This window comes from Oribacterium asaccharolyticum ACB7 (genome assembly GCF_000238075.1).
Lineage (GTDB): Bacteria > Bacillota > Clostridia > Lachnospirales > Lachnospiraceae > Oribacterium > Oribacterium asaccharolyticum.
The window spans coordinates 94194-113422 of the sequence record NZ_JH414505.1 but is presented as its reverse complement, the minus strand read 5'-3'; the positions used below and the strand labels follow the sequence as shown (position 1 = coordinate 113422).

General features: G+C 44.5%; 15 protein-coding genes and 1 other annotated feature. Of the genes, 5 read left to right on the top strand and 10 right to left on the bottom strand.

Annotated elements, in window-relative coordinates:
• Positions 1-3: 3 nt before the first annotated feature.
• The 5 genes from HMPREF9624_RS05600 to flgB all read right to left on the bottom strand — a co-directional run bounded on the left by HMPREF9624_RS05600 (position 4) and on the right by flgB (position 4856).
• Complete coding sequence (locus HMPREF9624_RS05600; protein ID WP_009536909.1) at positions 4-597, bottom strand: CheB methylesterase domain-containing protein; 594 nt, start codon at positions 595-597, stop codon at positions 4-6.
• Positions 598-684: 87 nt separating this feature from the next.
• Positions 685-1500, bottom strand: a complete 816-nt coding sequence (locus HMPREF9624_RS05595) for a CheR family methyltransferase (protein ID WP_009427996.1) — start codon at positions 1498-1500, stop codon at positions 685-687.
• Positions 1501-1511: 11 nt separating this feature from the next.
• Entirely contained in the window at positions 1512-2009 is a 498-nt protein-coding gene (locus HMPREF9624_RS05590) for a chemotaxis protein CheW (protein WP_009429141.1), read from the bottom strand.
• Between the two features lie 10 nt (positions 2010-2019).
• Positions 2020-4098, bottom strand: coding sequence for a chemotaxis protein CheA (locus HMPREF9624_RS05585; RefSeq protein ID WP_009536908.1), 2079 nt, complete (start codon positions 4096-4098; stop codon positions 2020-2022).
• 368 nt (positions 4099-4466) lie between these two features.
• Positions 4467-4856 carry a flagellar basal body rod protein FlgB gene (gene flgB / locus HMPREF9624_RS05580; protein ID WP_009536907.1) on the bottom strand — a complete coding sequence of 130 codons (390 nt, stop codon included), beginning with the start codon at positions 4854-4856 and terminating at the stop codon, positions 4467-4469.
• A 314-nt stretch (positions 4857-5170) separates the two neighbouring features.
• On the opposite strand from flgB, the gene HMPREF9624_RS05575 reads away from it, so the two are divergent.
• Both HMPREF9624_RS05575 and HMPREF9624_RS05570 read left to right on the top strand, forming a co-directional pair.
• Positions 5171-6628 carry an extracellular solute-binding protein gene (locus tag HMPREF9624_RS05575; protein WP_009536906.1) on the top strand — a complete coding sequence of 486 codons (1458 nt, stop codon included), beginning with the start codon at positions 5171-5173 and terminating at the stop codon, positions 6626-6628.
• A gap of 15 nt (positions 6629-6643) precedes the next feature.
• Positions 6644-8539 carry a sensor domain-containing diguanylate cyclase gene (locus HMPREF9624_RS05570; protein WP_009536905.1) on the top strand — a complete coding sequence of 632 codons (1896 nt, stop codon included), beginning with the start codon at positions 6644-6646 and terminating at the stop codon, positions 8537-8539.
• A 15-nt stretch (positions 8540-8554) separates the two neighbouring features.
• On the opposite strand, the gene HMPREF9624_RS05565 is transcribed toward HMPREF9624_RS05570, so the two are convergent.
• Positions 8555-8887 carry a branched-chain amino acid transporter permease gene (locus tag HMPREF9624_RS05565; RefSeq protein ID WP_009536904.1) on the bottom strand — a complete coding sequence of 111 codons (333 nt, stop codon included), beginning with the start codon at positions 8885-8887 and terminating at the stop codon, positions 8555-8557.
• Positions 8888-8915: 28 nt separating this feature from the next.
• Positions 8916-9608, bottom strand: a complete 693-nt coding sequence (locus tag HMPREF9624_RS05560; protein WP_009536903.1) for an AzlC family ABC transporter permease — start codon at positions 9606-9608, stop codon at positions 8916-8918.
• A gap of 223 nt (positions 9609-9831) precedes the next feature.
• Positions 9832-10053 (top strand) — a binding site (T-box leader).
• A 421-nt stretch (positions 10054-10474) separates the two neighbouring features.
• Here HMPREF9624_RS05560 and pheS point away from each other — a divergent pair.
• Positions 10475-11497, top strand: coding sequence for a phenylalanine--tRNA ligase subunit alpha (pheS, locus tag HMPREF9624_RS05555; protein WP_009536902.1), 1023 nt, complete (start codon positions 10475-10477; stop codon positions 11495-11497).
• Positions 11498-11508: 11 nt separating this feature from the next.
• Entirely contained in the window at positions 11509-13932 is a 2424-nt protein-coding gene (gene pheT / locus HMPREF9624_RS05550) for a phenylalanine--tRNA ligase subunit beta (protein ID WP_009536901.1), read from the top strand.
• A gap of 1110 nt (positions 13933-15042) precedes the next feature.
• Here the strand turns inward: pheT and smpB are convergent.
• The 3 genes from smpB to secG all read right to left on the bottom strand — a co-directional run bounded on the left by smpB (position 15043) and on the right by secG (position 18273).
• Positions 15043-15510 (bottom strand): SsrA-binding protein SmpB, encoded by a 468-nt coding sequence (smpB, locus tag HMPREF9624_RS05540; RefSeq protein WP_009429612.1) that lies wholly within the window; start codon positions 15508-15510, stop codon positions 15043-15045.
• Between the two features lie 26 nt (positions 15511-15536).
• The gene (locus tag HMPREF9624_RS05535; RefSeq protein ID WP_009536899.1) at positions 15537-17885 is read right to left on the bottom strand and encodes a ribonuclease R family protein; all 2349 of its coding nucleotides are present in this window, start codon (positions 17883-17885) and stop codon (positions 15537-15539) included.
• Between the two features lie 151 nt (positions 17886-18036).
• Positions 18037-18273: a preprotein translocase subunit SecG gene (gene secG, locus HMPREF9624_RS05530; protein WP_009428141.1), complete on the bottom strand. Its 237-nt coding sequence runs from the start codon at positions 18271-18273 to the stop codon at positions 18037-18039.
• Positions 18274-18584: 311 nt separating this feature from the next.
• Between secG and HMPREF9624_RS05525 the strand changes: the two genes are divergently transcribed.
• Positions 18585-18971: a (deoxy)nucleoside triphosphate pyrophosphohydrolase gene (locus HMPREF9624_RS05525; RefSeq protein ID WP_009536898.1), complete on the top strand. Its 387-nt coding sequence runs from the start codon at positions 18585-18587 to the stop codon at positions 18969-18971.
• The last annotated feature ends 258 nt before the right edge of the window (positions 18972-19229 follow it).

The following is a 19229-nucleotide window of genomic DNA, read 5'->3' as shown; positions in this document are numbered from 1 at the left end:
CTCCTACTGTATTGCGCTAAGAAGATAATTCGCGATTTCCGATAAGTTTCCCTGCCTGTCTACTGCCCCCAGTTTATAGGCCTCCATGGGCATCCCGTAGACAATAGAGCTTTTTTCATCTTGTCCGAGTGTATAGGCGCCCGCTTCGTGCATGGACAGAAGACCGTTTGCACCGTCCTTTCCCATGCCGGTCAAAATGATTCCTACGGCGTGAGCGCCGATTGCCTTGGCTACGGAGGAAAAGAGATAGTCGATGGAAGGGCAGTGTCCACTTACCTTTTCTCCTTCTTTACACTCTACCCTCATTCCCGAGGTATCTTTTAGAACCTGCATCTGTAAACCGCCCGGAGCAATCAGACAGAGTCCGGGGTAGAGGGGGTCTCCATCCTTTGCTTCCCGTACTTCCATTTTACAAATTCTGTTTAAGCGTTCTGCATACATATTGGTAAAAACCGGTGGCATATGCTGCGTGATGACGATAGGCGGAAGATTTCCGGGAAGCTTCTCCAAGACGGCAAGTAGAGCTTCCGTTCCTCCGGTGGAAGCCCCCATTGCAATCAGCTGAAAATAGTTTTTTGGAAATGAAAAGTCTTTCATCGCCTCTCCTTAAGCCAGTCCTTAAAGGTAATATAGCCTTATCTTGTTTCTTCCAAAACTTTGAAAGCGACAAGATAAGGCGGTAGGCTATGCTTCTTTTTTGTAGATAGCCGGTTTTATGTATTGGTAGGGACAGGTTTGCTTCGTCAGTCCTTCGGAATGCCCGATAAACAGGTGTCCTTCGGGATAGGTTACATCATAAAAGCGTTTTACCAGAGCATCTTTAGTGGCCTGATCAAAATAAATCATGACGTTTCGGCAAAAGATTAAATCGAAGTCCCTCTTAAAATGAATGGGCTCCATCAGGTTAAACGGTCGGAAAATGACATTTTTCCGCAATGCTTCAGTAACCGTGTAAAATCCGTCTCCCAGCGGTACAAAATATTTATTTTTCCATGATTTCGGAAGTTTCTCCAAGCTTTCCTCAGGGTAGCGCGGGTTTGCAGCTTTGGAGAGGACATTGTGAGAAATATCCGTAGCCAAAATTCTGGTATCCCACTTTCCGGGAAGCTTTCCGAAATATTCGAGAAGATACATGGAAATATTGTAGGGCTCTTCTCCGGAAGAGCAGCCGGCACTCCAGATGGAAAGCACCTTGTCTCTTGCGTGCTTCTTTGCAAGCTCCGGGAGAACTACATTTTCCAAGTAATCAAAATGTGATTCCTCTCGCATGAAATAGGTATAGTTTGTAGTCAGTTTGTTTAAAAGGGTAGTCAACATTTCCTGATCTTCCCTTTTCAAAATATCGCTTACATAGCTGTGAAAATCACGATATCCCATTTTCTCCAATATGGAGGACAAACGGCTTACGATTAAAGGTTTCTTTCTACTTAAATCAATGCCGAACTTGTCCTGCATATAGCTGTATAAGCGTTTAAAATCCTCGTCCGACAAATCGTACATGAAAGATCCCCTTATACAGCATCGGATGAAGATTGTACCAATGCTTCTGCATCAAAGGACATTGCGACTTCGCCGCTGTCCAATGTAATCATACCGTTACACAGTTTTTGTCTGTTTCTGAGAGGAATCGGCTGAACCTCGCTCAAATCGATATCGATAACCTGTCTTACACGGTCTACGATGATTCCGATGGAAACGGAATCAATATTCAATACGATGATGCAGGTCTTAGAGGTATACTCCTCAGCTTCCTTGTCCATCAGAAGACGAATATCAATAACCGGGAGGATAGAACCTCTTAAGTTAATGATGCCCTTAACATACTGGGGTACAATGGGAAGTGCAGTGATGCTGTGGTCATTGATGATTTCAATAACATAGCTGGTGCTCATATACATCACCATTCCGCCGGATTCAAAGGTAAGGCAACGTTCTGCGTCAATGCTGTCCGCTTCTTCCACAGACTCCTGTCCCTCCAGCAAATCATCCATTAATTCTTCTTCGCCCATACTTCCCTCCTTAATTATTTTCAATGGCTTGAGAGTACAAGCCTAAGACATCCAAGATGATACAAATGTTACCATCTCCCAAGATGGAACATCCGTTGATTCCGCTATCCTTCAAATTATAGGCATTAAAGTAAGCCGGAAGCGGTTTTACTACAACCTGTTGCTCTCCGATTAAATCATCCACAAAGAGGCAGCAGGACTTGTCGTTGGCTTCTACCCAGATCAGAACACCGTCTGCAAGATCGGTATACTTTCCTTCGATACCGTAGAAGTTGTTGAGACGTACGATAGGATAGAAGACATCCATACGTTTAACCATCTCATTTCCGTTTTCATCGAAAACGACTTCCGCATCGTCAACCTTAAAGGACTGACGGATGTTTACGATTGGAATAGTGAAAATACTGTCGCCTACATTGACCTTCATACCATCCATGATGGCGAGAGTAAGCGGGATTTTCATGGTGAAAGTGGAACCCTTTCCAAGCTCACTGGAAATACTGATGGTTCCGCCAACGGACTCCAGGTTCTTCTTTACTACGTCCATTCCTACACCTCGGCCGGAGAACTCCGTTACGCTCTGGTTTGTAGAGAAACCGGGGAGCATAATGAGTCCCAGTGCCTCTTTTTTGGAATATTCGGAACGCGGCTTATAGAGGAGACCCTTTTCTTCCGCCTTATCGAGAAGCTTTTCGGGATTCATGCCATATCCGTCATCGGCAACGGTGATAATGACTTCGGAAGAGGTGTGGAAGGCGGAGAGGGTTAATTCTCCCTCTGCATCCTTACCTGCAGCAATACGTTCTTCCTTGGTCTCTTCGATACCGTGGTCCATACTGTTTCGAACAATATGCATAAGAGGATCCTGAATGCTGTCGACAATCGTCTTATCTACTTCCGTATCTTCACCGATAATGGTCAGTTTTACTTCCTTACCGAGCTTTTGCTTCATATCACGAACGATACGATTCATCTTCTGGAATACACCGGAGATGGATACCATTCGGAGACTCATGGCAATATCCTGCAAATCGTCAGTCAACTTACGAAGCTGTCTTGCGGACTTCATAAAGTTGTCCAGACTTTCCTGAGGCAACATACGAAGAACGGGAGAGGAGGTAACCATGGATTCCGTGATTACAATTTCTCCCACGAGGTCGTTTAAGCTGTCCAGCTTCTGTAAGTTTACGGAAATCAAGCTCTGCTTAACCGGTGCGGCAGATTTCTGCTGAGCGGCCTGCTGTGCATTTCCGTTATCCTTATCTCCCTGTGCTTTGGGAGTACTTTCCTTAGCATTTCCTGTCTCTTCTTTCTTTGCTTCTTCCTTCTTTCCTTCCACGATTTCGTAGGAAAGAATATGGCTCTGCTCACGGAGTACTTTTTCTCCCTTGTCCAGAGTCTCATCATTATCGAAAGCAAGGAAAAATCCGGAATCAATAATACTCTGAGCGGTTTCGGGATTACTGTCCATATCTTCGGGATAGTAACGGAACTCCAAATCAAACTCCTTGATGGCATTTACGATCATAAATGCACGGAGATTCTCCATTCCGATTCCCTCATCCAAAAAGACATGAATAAACTTTTTGGCAGTGGGGTCATTTGGAAGGACTCTTTCTCCCGAAGCGGAAGCAGTCTGTGTAGAGGCTGCTCCTGCGGCAGAGTTGTCTCCGCCTTTTCCGGAAATCTTAGCCAAAAAGCCGTTGATTTCTCCTGCAAAGGCATCTACGTTATTGTCTAATTCTTCTCCAGCCTTTACTTTCTCCAGACCGCTTCGAAGATAGTCTTCCGAGCGGAACATGAGGTCGAAGAGCTCCCTCTTTTGCTCACCGTTTAAAGAATCGATGCCCTTGTCTCTGATAAAGAAGAACATATCCTCGATATGGTGTGCAATGCTGGAGATGGGGGTGAATTCCATCATGGCACTGGACCCTTTTATGGTGTGCATGATACGGAAGATTTCGTTTACGTCATCTGTGGAAAAGTCCCCGACCTTCTCAGCCGCAATCAGCATCTCATCTAACTTATCCAAGAGAGATTCCGTCTCCAGAAGATAGGTATCCAACATTCCTTCCATTGTACTATCCATAGTTTTACCACCTTTTCGCTATTTTTCATTCTAAACGAGCATCACACACTTGTTCTGCGCTATCTCGTTGGAAACACTTTGATTCAGTAAGTATTTCCAGAGGTATTTACTACCACTATCCAATTTGCAATATTTCTGTCCTGGTAATTTATCGGCGATTCTGCTCAGTCTATAAGCAAAGAATCATAATGCCAAAAAAACACTGCCGGGGCAGTGCTTCCATCCTTTTTCTCTATTCCTGAAGTCGTATAGTAGAATACAGAAAAATAATATATTCGGAGAAAATCGGAAGCATCCCTTCTTACCGAAGTCATCATTTTTCCTCTTCTTGCTATAAGCTCTTCCTATATTATATAGAAGAAAAGGGACTAGAAGCTTTTTACAGCTGCCATAAGTCGTTTTATATCATTGTTTACGGAATTCACCATATACTGGTAGGCATAGGTAGTTTTGACAAGCTCTACCTGTTCCTGATCCATGTCTACATTGTTGCCGTCCAACCTGCTGGACTCATTTCTCGTGCTGTGTATCCGAGCTCTTTGTCCATCAATTGCCCGAGCCACATGAACTTTTTTCTGCCCGCCCTTTTCCGCAGTGGAGATACGGTGAAGAAGCTCATTCTCAAAGGTGAGATACTTTGACTTGTAGTTTGGGGTATCAACATTCGCGATATTGTTTACCGTTAAGTTTTGCCTTCCCCACAAGAGGTCAAGTGTCTTCTCCGTAAGGGCTATTCCATTTCCGTAAAATAATGACATAGCTATCCTTTCTATTCAAACCGGTCTTTCCTCTTTTTATCGGATAAAACCGCTTAGGATATAAGAGAAAAACAGAAAAAATTCTCCTGCTTTCGAATATAGTATCATAAAAAACTTGGACATCAATTTTTTTTTGTTTATAATGATTTTGTTCAGTAAGAGGACGGACGGGGAAAAGCTTTGCAGTCTTCTTATATTCAGTTATGAAACAGTCGATGATATTCACTGATAAGAGAAAGTTTAGTCTGTTAAAAAATTTGTATGACATTCCATTTCATTTTGAGACAGGTAGACAGGAAAAAGGAAAATATAGAATGAAGAGAAAAGACTTACAGCTCCTTTTATTTTTCTTCTTGTGCATGATGTTCCTCTTTTCTTGCAAGAAAAAGGCGAATAGACAGGAAGATAAAGCATATACCTATAAAAGAAGTAAGGAAAATATAGAATTAAATATATGGAGTTATTATTCCGCGTTGCAGCAGGAAGTTTTCCTGAAAACGGTAGATGAGTTTAACTTAACTCGAGGGAAGGATTTAAATATCACGGTCCATGTGATGAGTCCCGGATCGATGAATGATTTGGAAGCGAATCTTTTCGCTCTTACGGATAAGAACTTTGCACAGGGCACTTATCCCGATATGGCTTTTATGTATAGAGACACGGGGAAGGTATTGGATCAGAAGGGATATCTGGTGAATCTTAGCAATTACTTAACTAAGAAAGAAATGGACGATTTTGTGCCCGGGTTTCTGGAAGAAGGCAGACTTGGAAATCAAAGAGAAGGTATAAAAATTCTTCCGGTAGCAAAATCCACGGAGGTTTTCTATTTGAATGCGACAGCATGGAAGAGCTTTTCCGATGCGACCGGAGCTATTCTTTCCGACTTGGACACTCGAGAGGGATTGATTGAAGTGGCCAAGAAGTATTACGAGTATACGGATGCCTTAACCCCGGAAGAGGGTGACGGAAAGGCTTTTTTCGGACAGGAGGATTTCGCGACGTATTTCCTGGTCGGTGCCAAGCAAATGGGAGTGGATCTGGTTTCCGTGGATGCCTCCGGAAAAGTCATCTATAATTTTCCGGAAGATGTCTTACACAAGTTATGGGATTATTTTTATGTGCCTTACATTAAAGGATACTTTGGCAGTTCCGGGAGATACCGTTCCGATGATTTACGAACGGGAGAAATTATTTCCTATGTGAGTACTTCAGCTTCTTACAGTTATTTCCCTGAGGCGGTTATTTTATCCGATCAGGAATATTTTCCCATCGAGTCTACTGTCCTTCCCGCACCGGACTTTGTTAAGGGGCAGAAGATTGCAATTCAGCAGGGAGCCGGCATTGGCGTGTTGAAGGGAGACGAGCAGAAAATTAAAGCTTCTATAGAGTTTTTGCGTTGGCTTACATCCGAATCCGTAAACAGTAATTTTGCTCTTTCTGCAGACTATTTGCCGGTGCGTTCGGACAGTTTAACGGTGCAAACGGTAGATGTTATCAAGGGAAGAGGAACCAACCCTGCAATTGAAGAGGCCCTAAAAACAGTTTCCTCTCATACAATGTATTATATTCCTGCGGCGGACAATATATCGACGCTTAGGGAAATTCTGGAGAACACCTTGAAGGACAAGGCGATTGAGGACAAAAAGGCGATTGAGACGGCTGTAGCATCCGGCCTGTCTAAAGAGGATGCGGTAGGGGAGTATGATACAGAGGAGAATTTTACTCTGTGGTATGAGTCTTTGCTTTCCGAGATAGAAGGGATAAAAGGCTAGATTGCCGGGAAAAGAATGAGAAAACAACCGATTTTTAGGAAAATATTGCTTCCGCTGATGGGCCTGCTCATTTTAGAGATAGGAATTCTTATGGTTTCCATTTATGGACAGGGATTGTTTCAATTGATTCACAACAATTCCAGGGAAATCATTGAGAGTAGGGTAGAAGCCAGAAGAAATTATCTGGAAAGCATCATGGTAAACCAATGGATGAACGTTGGACAGACGGTGCAGAAAATCAATCAGTTGGCAGATGGCTTATATGAGGCGGGAAAGCTGGATATAGAGGCAATTGATGACAGCTCGGAAAATGCAGCCCCGTTCCTGAATGCCGTAACGGATGATTTAATTACCATGATGCGAACCAATCATGTGACCGGTGCATTCCTGATTTTAAATGCGGATGACTTAAAAGATGGGATGGAATCCGGACAGTACCAGGATAAGCCCGGACTGTATTTTCGCGATTTGGATCCGGAGTCTAAGCCCAGTTCTCAGAACTTGGATATTCTGATAGAACGCTCCCCCTTTCTGGTGGTTCGGAACAAACAAATGACTACCGACACGACTTGGAATACCAGTTTCCAATTCGGAAAGGCGAATATCCCCTATTATGATTTCCTTTATCAGCCCACAGAAGCCTGCTTCCACTATGATGAGAAGGTTGGCTGGGAGGATTTGGGATACTGGAGTAGACCCTATACGCTCTTTGGTGAAGACAGACAGGCAATTGCCTATTCGGTGCCTCTTCGTCTTTCCGACGGAAGGGTATATGGTGTCTTGGGAGTAGATGTACTGCTAAGTTATTTGAACAGCAACCTTCCGGAGAAGGAATTGGACAGTAGCGGAACCGCATCTTACTTTATGAGTATTGAAAAAATGGGTTCGGATGTCTTAAGTGACAGCACCTATCAGGAATTGATTCGTTTCGAATCCATGGAAACAACGATAGAGGATAATATTGATTTGGAAACCGACGGAGTAGAGAGAGATACCTATGCCTACAGCATTCCTTTGCGGATTTTCTCGACAAATGGACCCTTTGCGGATTTGGAATGGAGACTTGGCGCCGAGATTCCCTATAGAACGATGAATCGCTTTGCCGATAGAATGTTTTATGTTATGGGCGTGACCGTCATTTTAACGATTTTAATCGGATTGTTGGGTAGTCTATTCATTTCCATTTTCCTGCAGAAGCCGATTAAGGCGTTGGCTTCAGAGGTTAGGAGAAATAAGCCCAATGAAAAATTGCTCTTAAAGAAAACGGGAATCCTGGAGATTGATCAAATGTCGGAGGCGTTGGAAGATCTTTCCGACCGTCTTTTGAAAGAGCAGGAAAATCTGCAGTATGAAAGGGATCATGACTTCCTGACCGACCTGTATAACAGAAGAGCTTTCGGGCGACGGATTCGGGAACTTCTGGACCATCATGGAAGCGGAAATGCTACAGGTGCTTATATCATGATGGACCTTGATAATCTGAAGATGGTCAATGACAGCTTCGGACATGAGTACGGAGATAAGTATATCCGTTGTGCATCGGATGCCATGCGTGAGGCATTGGGTTCGAATGCGTTGTACTCCCGTATTTCCGGAGATGAATTTAATATTTTCATTTTTGATGAGGATGGAAATCGAAGTAAAATTAACAGCCTGATTGAAAAACTGCAGAAAACGATAGATGAAAGCTTTATCGTGCTTCCGGACGGAACGAAGAAGATGCTTCGTCTTTCCGGCGGTGTCAGCTGGTATCCTGATGGCGGAGTAACACCGGATGAGCTGCAGAAGAATGCGGATTATGCGATGTATATTGTAAAGAAGACGACAAAATCTCATTTCCGTGTGTGGAGCCAGGCAACGGATCTTGGAAAAGAAAAAGATGAAGGGGAAAATAAAGAAAAGGGAAGTTAAAACGGAAGAGAAGAACTAAAACGGCAGAACAAGGATTCCCTGTCGGAAAAGCATATAGAGGACGGTGCCGGAGAAAATGGAAAGCAGCATATTCCGTTTCCAACAATGTATGCCTATGGTTGCGGCCAGGGAAAGAAATTCCGGGAGTCCGTGATTTCCGCTAAAAATCGAAACATTTCGAAAACAATACACTAAAAGCAGGGCAAAGCTTGCGGGAGGGAGAACCTTTCCAAGATACTGTACCGCTTTCGGTGTATTTTTTTGAAATAAAATAAAGGGTAAAAAGCGCGTGAGCATTGTCCCCAATATGCAAAGAAGAATCGTGATGATGCGTTGCCATACTGTCATAGAATAAGCCTTTCTCTCTATATCATTTCTATTGCTTTTCCAACTTCGGTCTAACGAGTAGCAAAATAGCGGTTATCCCGAGCATGGCGGGAAGAATGAAATTTTTCTCTTTAAAAACAAGTAGAGAGATGATGGAGACGGAAAGACCAAGGAAGGAAGAAAAATGATTTTTTTCTTTCAAGAACTGGTCCATGAAAATCACGGCAAAGAGGGCGGTCATCACAAAGTCAATTCCTTCCGTGGAAAAAGGAAGAACATTCCCTAGAAGTGTTCCGATACAGGAGCCGATGACCCAATAGCTTTGATTTAGAAGGGTGACAAAAAACATGAACCATTCCGGGTCTGTGTCCTCCGGAATCTCTGCGCTGTAATTGATACTGAAAGTTTCATCACACATCCCGAAGATAAGATAGAAGCGCTTCCAGCCGGCTTTTGGAAATTTGTCCAGCATAGCTATGCCGTAGAACAGGTGACGCAGCTGAATCATTACCGCAAGGAAAAAGGTCTCCAGCGGTGCAAAGGGAGAAATAAGAAAGCTGACCGCCAAAATCTCCAAAGAACCACCAAAAATGAGAGATGCCATAAAGAAAGTGTAGAGCACGGAAAGACCGGCACTGTGCATATAGACCCCGTAAGCAAAACCGAGGAATAAAAAGCCGGTTAATATGGGAATAGTATGAGGGAACGCTGCTTTCAGCGCTTTTTTTTGCTTTTCCGACATAATATAGCCTTCCTTTCCTATATCAATTTCCTATATCAGCTTGATTTGTTTCGTGTAAAATACTCTTAGGCTTGAGGTGTTTTTACTTTCTTGAGGGTATCTCTCCTTGATTAACTCTCGCAAAAAAACAGACAATATTTTATCGGTTTCTTTTTTGCAATGCAAGAGCCGGGAATAAAAACATAGAACTTGACTTTTCCGCTCGTATTCAATATACTTCGGGGGAAATGCGATGAAGGTGCACAGTACAAAAGGAGTCCGCTTAGCATAGAGAGAAGAATCACAGGCTGCAAGTTCTTCCCAAGCGCTTTTTGGAATATTCCCACCAGAGCAGTTTTTTTGAAATTCAAGGAGAGTAGGAAAAACCGTGAGACTGCGTTAAGCATAAAGAGAGCCTGAAAGAAATTCAGGAATCAGGGTGGTACCGCGAACATTCGTCCCTGTCTGCATTTGCAGACGGGGATTTTGTTTTACAGTGCCATAAGTCCCTATCCCCGTTGCAAACCGGTTTGCAAAAGGGGATAGGACTTGATGGCACGCCCCTGCATGAGCACGAAGAGACGATAGTCTCGAGAGTGCGAATGCAGGCAGGAATCGAAGAAGCGCGGAGCGCTGACGATTCCGTAAAGGAAAAAGAAAAGAAAAAAGCCGAGGCGTAGGAATCGAAGAAGCGCGGAGCGCTGACGATTCCGTAAAGGAAAAAGAAAAGAAAAAAGCCGAGGCGTAGGAATCGAAGAAGCGCGGAGCGCTGACGATTCCGTAAAGGAAAAAGAAAAGAAAAAAGCCGAGGCGTAGGAATCGCAAAAGCGCGAAGCGCTGACGATTCCGTAAAGGAAAATTATTAATTTAAGATAAAGGGAGGAAAAATGAACACATTCAATCTCGAGGAAATCGGAAAGGCGGCGGAAGAGCGTTTGCGCTCTGCCATGGATATGAATTCCATCAATGAAATTCGTACCCATTTTTTAGGGAAAAAGGGCGAGCTTGCGGAGGCGAAGAAGGCTTTAAAGGACTTAAGTGCCGAGGAAAGGCCGGCTTTCGGACAGCTGGTAAATGAAGTTTCTCAGAAAATCGAGAAGGAGATTAAGGAGCGTGCGGCAGAGCTGGAACGCGCCTTACAGGATGCCCGCCTTTCTGCGGAAACGATTGATGTGACACTTCCCGGAAAGAAGATTCGTTATGGACATGCGCATCCGAATACCCTTGCTCTGGAAGAGGTGGAGAAAATCTTTATCGGCATGGGCTATGAAGTTGTGGAAGGCCCCGAGGTAGAGTACGACAGTTATAACTTTGAAAAACTGAATATTCCGAAAGGACACCCTGCAAGGGATGAACAGGATACCTTCTATATCAATAGCAATATTCTTTTAAGAACCCAGACCTCCTCCGTGCAGGCCAGATATATGGAAACCCACAAGCCGCCACTTCGCATGATTTGCCCGGGAAGAGTGTTCCGTTCCGACGCAGTGGATGCGACCCATTCCCCTTCCTTCCATCAGGTGGAGGGCTTGGTCATTGATAAAAATATCCATTTTTCAGATTTAAAGGGCACGCTGGACCTCTTTGCCAAGGAGCTCTTCGGACAGGATACGAAGACGAAGCTTCGTCCGCACCACTTCCCCTTTACGGAGCCTTCCGCAGAAGTGGATGTTTCCTGCTTTAAGTGTAAGGGTAAGGGATGCCGTTTCTGTAAGGGAGAAGGCTGGATTGAGATTTTAGGCTGCGGCATGGTGCATCCGAAGGTGCTGGAATCCTGCGGGATCGACCCGAACGAGTACAGCGGTTTCGCCTTCGGTGTAGGTCTTGAGCGTATTGCACTTCTGAAGTATGAAATCGATGATATGCGTTTGCTTTATGAAAATGATCTGCGCTTCTTAGAGCAGTTTTAAGGGGGATTAAGATGAATACATCCATGAATTGGTTAAAAGCATATGTTCCGGGGCTTTCCGCATCGGGAAAAGACTTCGGAGACAGAATGACCCTGGTCGGCAATAAAGTGGAAACCATGGAAGACCTCGGGGAAAATCTGGAGAAGATTGTGACAGGAAAGATTCTTTCCGTGAAGAAGCACGAGGATTCCGACCACCTCTTAATCTGCCAAGTGGATATTGGAAAAGAGACTTTGCAGATTGTAACGGGGGCTCCTAATGTAAAAGAGGGGCAGGTAGTGCCGGTTGTTTTAGACGGCGGTAAGGTAAAGGTTGATCATGAAGGAAAGCGCCCGGAGGGAGGCGTAAGCATTCATAACGGAAAGCTACGCGGTGTGGAATCTTTCGGGATGATGTGCTCTATCGAGGAGCTCGGAAGTGACCGGAACTTCTTCCCGGAAGCACCGGAAAGAGGCATTTACATTTTCCCTGAAGGAACACCTGTGGGAGAAGATGCTCCGGCACTCCTCGGATTTCGGGATATTCTGCACGAGTATGAAATTACCTCGAACCGTGTGGACTGCTTCTCCGTAGTGGGACTGGCAAGAGAAGCGGCAGCAGCCTTCGGACAGGCATTTCATTTTCCGGAAATCAAGAAGGTGGGGAACGAAGAGAAGCTCTCCGACTACCTCACTGTGGAATTAAAGGACAGCGAGCTTTGCAGTCGTTATACTGCACGTCTTATTAAAAATGTGCGTTTTGCGCCGTCTCCCTCCTGGATGCAGATTCGTCTCCGGACTGCAGGCATTCGCCCAATCAATAATTTTGTAGATATCACAAACTATGTGATGCTGGAACTCGGACAGCCCATGCATGCCTTTGACTACGAAGACATCAGCGGACAGAAAATTCGCATAGAACGTGCCGAAGATAAGGAAAAGTTCGTGACCTTGGACGGCGTGGAACATGAGCTCGACTCCTCTATTTTGTGCATCAAGGATGGAGAGAAGACCATTGCCCTCGGCGGCATCATGGGCGGAGAGAATTCCATGATTACCGATAAGGTAAAAAATGTGGTGCTGGAAGCCGCTTGTTTTAACGGCACCAATATCCGTCTTTCCGGAAGAAAGCTGGGACTTCGTACCGATGCTTCCTCTTATTTTGAAAAAGGCTTGGATCCGAATCTTTGCGAAATGGCCATGGACAGAGCCTGCACCTTGATTGAAGAGCTCCACTGCGGAGAAGTGGTAGGCGGCATGGTAGATTGCTATCCGGTGAAGAAGGAAGAGAAGCATTTATCCGTATCCATTTCCGAAATCAACAATTTATTGGGGCTTCATTTAAGCGGAGAGGAAATGAAGGCTTATCTGTTACCTTTGGAGATTCAAACTGAGGTGAAGGGAGACAGTCTGGAGCTTGTGATTCCGACTTTCCGACAGGACCTCGAGAGAATGGCGGATATTGCGGAAGAAGTGGCTCGATACTATGGATATGACAAGATTCCGAGTACTCTTCCTCTATCTAGTACCGTAGGGGGAATGCACCCGAATCTGGCTTTGAATCGCAGTCTTCGCCACTTGGCCGAGGCACTCGGTTATAACGAAAGCTATTTCTATTCCTTTGAGTCGAAGAAGGTCTATGAGAAGTTACTTCTTCCGGAAAATGCTTCCGAGTGGCAGCAGATTATGATTTCCAATCCCTTGGGAGAGGACTTCTCCGTAATGCGTACCAGCTCTGTTCCGGGAATGTTGCAGGCACTGAGCTTAAATAATCGTCATAAAAATAAAGATGTAAAGCTCTTTGAAATGGCAAAGCTCTATATTCCGAAGAGCCTGCCCCTGACTGAGCTTCCGGACGAGCGCATGACTCTGACTCTCGGTTTTATCGGAGAGGGTGATTTCTTTAGCCTGAAAGGAGAAATCGAAGAGCTCCTCACACACTGCGGTCTAAACGGTCGTTTCCGCTACGACGGAAACTGTGAAAAACCCTACTACCATCCGGGCAGAAAGGCCAATATCCTCTATGAAGGAAAAGTACTCGGAACAATGGGAGAGATTCATCCGGATGTCTTAAAGAACTTTGATTTGAAGGAAAGAGCCTATGTGGCGGTACTTGATTTAGAGGAAGTATATCCCTTGGCGGGAGATCACAAAAAGTATACGCCGGTTGCCAAGTTCCCGGCAGTGTCTCATGACTTCTCCCTCCTTGTACCGCTTAATGTGACTGCCGGCGAAGTGGAAGACGCGATTCGGAAAGCGACATCCCCGCTCCTTGAGAAGGTGGAACTCTTCGACATCTACGAAGGCGCGCAGGTTCTTGCCGGCTTTAAGTCCCTCTCCTACAATGTCAGCTTAAGAGCAAAAGACCACACCTTAAGTGAAGAGGAAATCAATAAGGTGAGAGAGGAGTTACTTAATGCACTGGAGAAAATAGGGGTGAAGTTAAGGGATATGTAATTTTATCCCACGGTTCATAGGTATTGCAGCAGGGGCACGCTCTCGCTAACCTCGCCTGACTGAGCATGGGTTTGGTAGCCCATTGCTCACTTTGCTTCGCAAAGCAACTTCCTTCAGAAGTTGGTCTTGTACAGGACAACTTTTCTGATGAAAAGTTTGTCCTTTCGTAGTAGTACTAAGCTTCAAGCTTCGCTTCGACTCGCTTTCAGCAAGTACTAACGGGCTCAGATTGCCCCTTGCTTTAATACCTATGAAACTGTGGGATAATCTTTTTGCCCATATTTTCTGCAAGTGCCGGAGCCTCCAAACGCTTTACTCAAGAACATATCGGAGGAGGTCTATATTTTAGTGAATGGTTATTTTAAATCTGCAATTCTACAACACATAAAGAAAGCCGGAGTTTAAAGCGCCGGTTATTCGTCGTTTTTCTGGAGATTACAGGGGGAGTTATGAGACAGATTTTTTTTATTTGTAAATACTGTTTGTTGATAGCTTTTTTACTTATCACGATGTATCTAGTTAAGATATGTGTGTTCGGCGATTATATTGCAGAAGCCTTAATGGCCAGGGCATTACCTTTATCTGTGGTATTACTATCTATGGCAATTTTATTTTTTGCTCTACAATACAAAAGTAAAGAGTAAAGTTCCAATATCTATTAAATACGAAGTTAGCGAGAGCGTGTTTTGCTTTAATACCTATGAAACTGTGGGATAATCTTTTTGCCCATTTACTTTGTTTTCAGCAAGTGCCGGAGCCTCCAAACGCTTTACTCAAGAACATATCGGAAAAGGTCTATACTTAAGTGAAAGAGATATTTTAGAACTGTACTCCTAAAATACATAGCAAAAAAGCCGTGGATCAAAATGTTCCATGGCTTTTCGTTGAATTTGAGCGTTTATAACATTGCAAGAGGAATATACGGAATGGCATATTCACGATTTTGCAGGCATTGAAGCAAGGGGCAATCTGAGCCCGTTAGTACTTGCTGAAAGCGAGCAGTAGCGATGCTTGAAGCTTAGTACTACTACGTGGCGAGGTTAGCGGGAGCGTGCCCCTGCTTCAATGCCTGCAAAATGTGGAATCATAATATTCTTTTTGCAATCCTTCTTACACGCGAATATTCGCCTTCTTAAATTCCTTCTCGAGCTCCCTTCTTTGTGCCTTCTTCTTCATATCCTCCCGTTTATCGTATATCTTTTTACCGCGGCAAAGCCCCATATCGAGCTTTACGAGGCTACCTTTAAAGTAGAGGCGAAGGGGCATAAGAGTATAGCCCTGCTCCTTGATTTTTCCGAGCAGGCGGTCAATTTCTCTTCTATGGAGGAGAAGCTTTCTATCTCTAAGCGGATCTTTATTGAAAATATTTCCCCGCTCATAGGGGTTAATGTGCATGCCAACAATGAAACACTCCCCATTTCGAATCTGACAGAAGGACTCCTTAATGGAAGCCTGTCCGAGGCGGAGAGATTTGACTTCCGTTCCGAAAAGCTGAATGCCGCATTCCAGACTTTCCTCCACGAAAAAATCATGGAAAGCCTTTTTGTTGTTTGCGATTTGCTTAATGCTGTCTCCCATTTATATTTCCTTTCTGTAATTCGGCTTTATTCTTCCGGTAATTCCGGGGCCGGCACAAAGTCGATAGTCCGGCTCAAGGTATCTACAGCATACACCAGGACGGACATGCTGTCACCGATACGGAAGGTTTTTCCGCTTCGCTCGCCTCTCGTTATCAGTTCTTTCTCTATAAAAACAAAATAGTCGTCATTCAGCATGCGAAGCGGAATCATGCCTTCGATTCCATTTTCCAAAGTGACATAAATGCCGTACTCCGTAAGACCGGAAATGGTCCCGGGAAAACTTTCCCCGAGGAAGTTCTTCATGTACTGGCACTTCTTCAACTTCATGCAATCCCGCTCCGCCTCATCTGCTCGGCGTTCGCGAAGGGAACTCTGCATGGCTACGTCGGGTAAAATACGACCGTAGTGGGCGTAGCGCTTCGCATTTTCCTGAGAAAACAGGTTCTCCTTAATGATTCTGTGAATCTGGAGGTCGGGATAACGCCTGATCGGAGAGGTGAAGTGGGTGTAATATTTACTGGCAAGTCCGAAATGCTCTCCGCATTCCACGCTGTATTTTGCCTGTTTTAAGGAGCGGAGAATGAGATTACTGAGCATCATTTCTTCTTCCTTTCCCTTAATCGTCTCCAAAATCCCCTGTAAAGCCTTCGGACGGATGCTGTCCGGATCTTTCGCGCGTAGGAGAATGGAGAAATTCGAAAGAATCCGTGAAAGCTCCTGCCATTTGTCAAAGTCCGGTCGCTCGTGCACACGGTAGAGGAAGGGAATATCCCTCCAGTAATATTCCTCCGCGACGGTCTCATTTGCTGCAAGCATGAAATCCTCGATAATTTTATGGGATTCTTCGCGGATCACGGAGCGAATTTCGGCAATCTGCCCTTTTTCATTGAAAATAATCTTGGACTCCGGAAAATCAAAGTCCAGCCCGCCACGCTCTACGCGCTTATGACGAAGCAGACGGGAAAGCTCCCTCATATGAAGAAGCAAGTCCTTAAAGGGGAGATAGGAGGAATAGTCCTCTGCAGTTTCTTCGTTTCTCTTTCCCATATCTAAAGAAGCTACGGAAGCGCTATTCTCTGCACCTAAAGAAGCTGTGCCTGACTCTTTTTCCAAAACTGCCGTCACGCCCGTATAGCTCATTCTTTTATCGGAGCAAATGATTCCCGGGCAGATTTCATGGGAGAGCTGTTCCCCTTTTTCGTTATAGTCCATGATACAGGAGAGGGTCAGACGATCCACGCCCTCATGCAGAGAGCAAATGCCGTTGGAAAGTTCTCGCGGAAGCATGGGAATCACTCTGTCCGTTAGATACACGGAGGTTCCGCGCTCTAAGGCCTCCAAATCCAGGGAAGAGCCTTCCTTCACATATTCCGTGACATCCGCGATATGCACATAGAGGCGGTAAAGTTTCTTTTCCGGAAAATATTCCAATGAGATGGCATCGTCCAAGTCTTTGGCATCTTCTCCGTCAATGGTAATAGTAGTGAGCGCACGGAAATCTCTTCTTGCCTTCGAATTCAGGATAGACTCCGGCACTTCCATTGGAATCGCTGCAGCCTCGGCTTTTACCTCCTCCGGAAAGTCCTCGGGAAGAGAAAATGCACGAATGACGGAGAGCACATCTACACCGGGCTCCGTACTTGCACCGAGCACCTCCGTGACACCGCAGACGGGATAGGAGAGGAGGGGACTCCTCTTTCCGCAGGGAATAGGAGAACGTCCCCGGCTTCCCCTTTTTTCCTCCTTTTGCACTCCGCCGTAGGAGAGGATTTTTGCCATGACCTTATCCCCCGGAAGGGCTCCGCCGGCCTTTCCCGGCTGAATATAGAAGGGAGAAGGGAGCTTTGGATTGTCCGGAAAGAGGAAGAGCCCTTCACGCCTTTCCTTCACAAGTCCGAGCACCTCCGTTACGGCACGTTTCATGACTTTTACGATTTTTCCCTCGGCACTGGAATCAACCTGCTTTTCCTTTGTGATAAGGATCTGTACAGTGTCCCCGTCCATGGCATTTCCTTCCGAACCCTTCGGGATATAAATGTCATCGAGCTCCTTTTCCGAGAGGCTCACAAAGCCGAAGCCTTTTTTTGCCTTGGAATAGACACCCTTTAGAGTCCGCTCTTTTTGCATGGAAGCTTTACTATTTCCCCTTTCTTCCGGTTTAGCAGATAAAGAAGAGTGCCGCCCCTCTTTAGCGGAAAAAGAGAGTAGCCCTTCTTCTAGCATTTCTTCTAAAAGAGCGGTGAAGTCTTTTTTTTCTTCTTTGGGAATCCCTAAAAAATGGATCAGCTCTTTCTCCTTCATTTTCGGAAGAGAGCTGTCCTTTTCGATGTCTAAAATGATTTTCTTTAATTTTATCTTTTGCTCTTCGCGCATGCTGCTCCTTACTTCTTAACAAGTGGCGCAGGCGAAGCCTGAGACATCTTGTTCATAACAAGTATCGCTCGCAAAGCGTGCGGTATCTCGTTTTATAGAATAGAAAAAGCCTGCAAAACTTGCAGGCTTAAAAAACGGTGGAAAAACAGACTTACCAAATGATATCCAAAAGTAAAGCAACCGCAAAAAATGCGACGGTTCCGTACTTGGTAAACTTCTCTAAGCTTCCTTCCACGGAACGACCTCTGTTTTTCTGCCAATAGGTATCGGTTGAACCGGATAAAGCTCCTAAACCGTCACTCTTTCCCTCCTGCATAAGGATAATGGCAGATAAGGCAACACCTAAAATTACAAATAAAAGTACTAAAGCGATTTTTGCTATTCTCATGAAAACCATCCTTTTTATGGAAACAAGCCGATAGACAAAGCTACAGACTCTAACCCATCTTTTGTCAATATCTACGGGAGTATAGCATAAGTACATTTATGGTGCAAGAGCGGATTTTTGGAAAATTCAATTTTATTTTTGGAAAATTCAATTGGAAATTCTCCTTTTTCCTTTTAAGAAAAGAGCAACAGCATTATACTGGGAAATGACCATATAAAGAAGAGGCTATCTTTTGAAGATTCTTATTAATCTTTTGAAGATTCTTATTAAAAGCTTTTACAGATACATCATAATAGGATAAGGAGAAAACAATGAAAAACATAGAGGTTGTGGCGGCAATTTTTAGGAAAGCGAATACCATTTTCGCTACAGAAAAAGGATATGGAGAGTTTAAAGGCTATTGGGAGTTTCCCGGGGGAAAGGTGGAGCCGGGCGAAAGCTTGGAGGAAGCCTTAAGGAGGGAAATTCGGGAAGAGCTGCAAGTAGAAATCAATATAGAAGAAAAATGTACGGTGCTGGACTATGACTATCCGAAATTTCACCTTACTATGCACTGCTATTTTTGCTCCGTTTTATCGGGGGAAATCAAATTGGTGGAAGCAACAGACGCTCGTTGGCTTAAGAAGGAAGAGTTGAATACGCTGAAATGGCTTCCTGCGGATATTTCTCTTATTGAGGAGCTGAAAAAACAGCTATAATTCATAACGAGTATCGCTCGCAAAGCGTGCGGTATCTCGTTTGAGGAACAAAAAACAACTATAATTCCTTTACCCGGAAGAAAGTCTAGGTTAATCTTTATTCAGAAGAAACCGAATCGGAGGTGACCGAATAAAAGGAAATAGTGAGAAAAAACTTTACGAATCAGCTTGCCAGACTTTGCTTTGATACGCTATACTCGGAAAAGCACAAGAGTGCTTTTCTTTTTTGAAAAAGAACTTTAGTACATAAAAGCATAG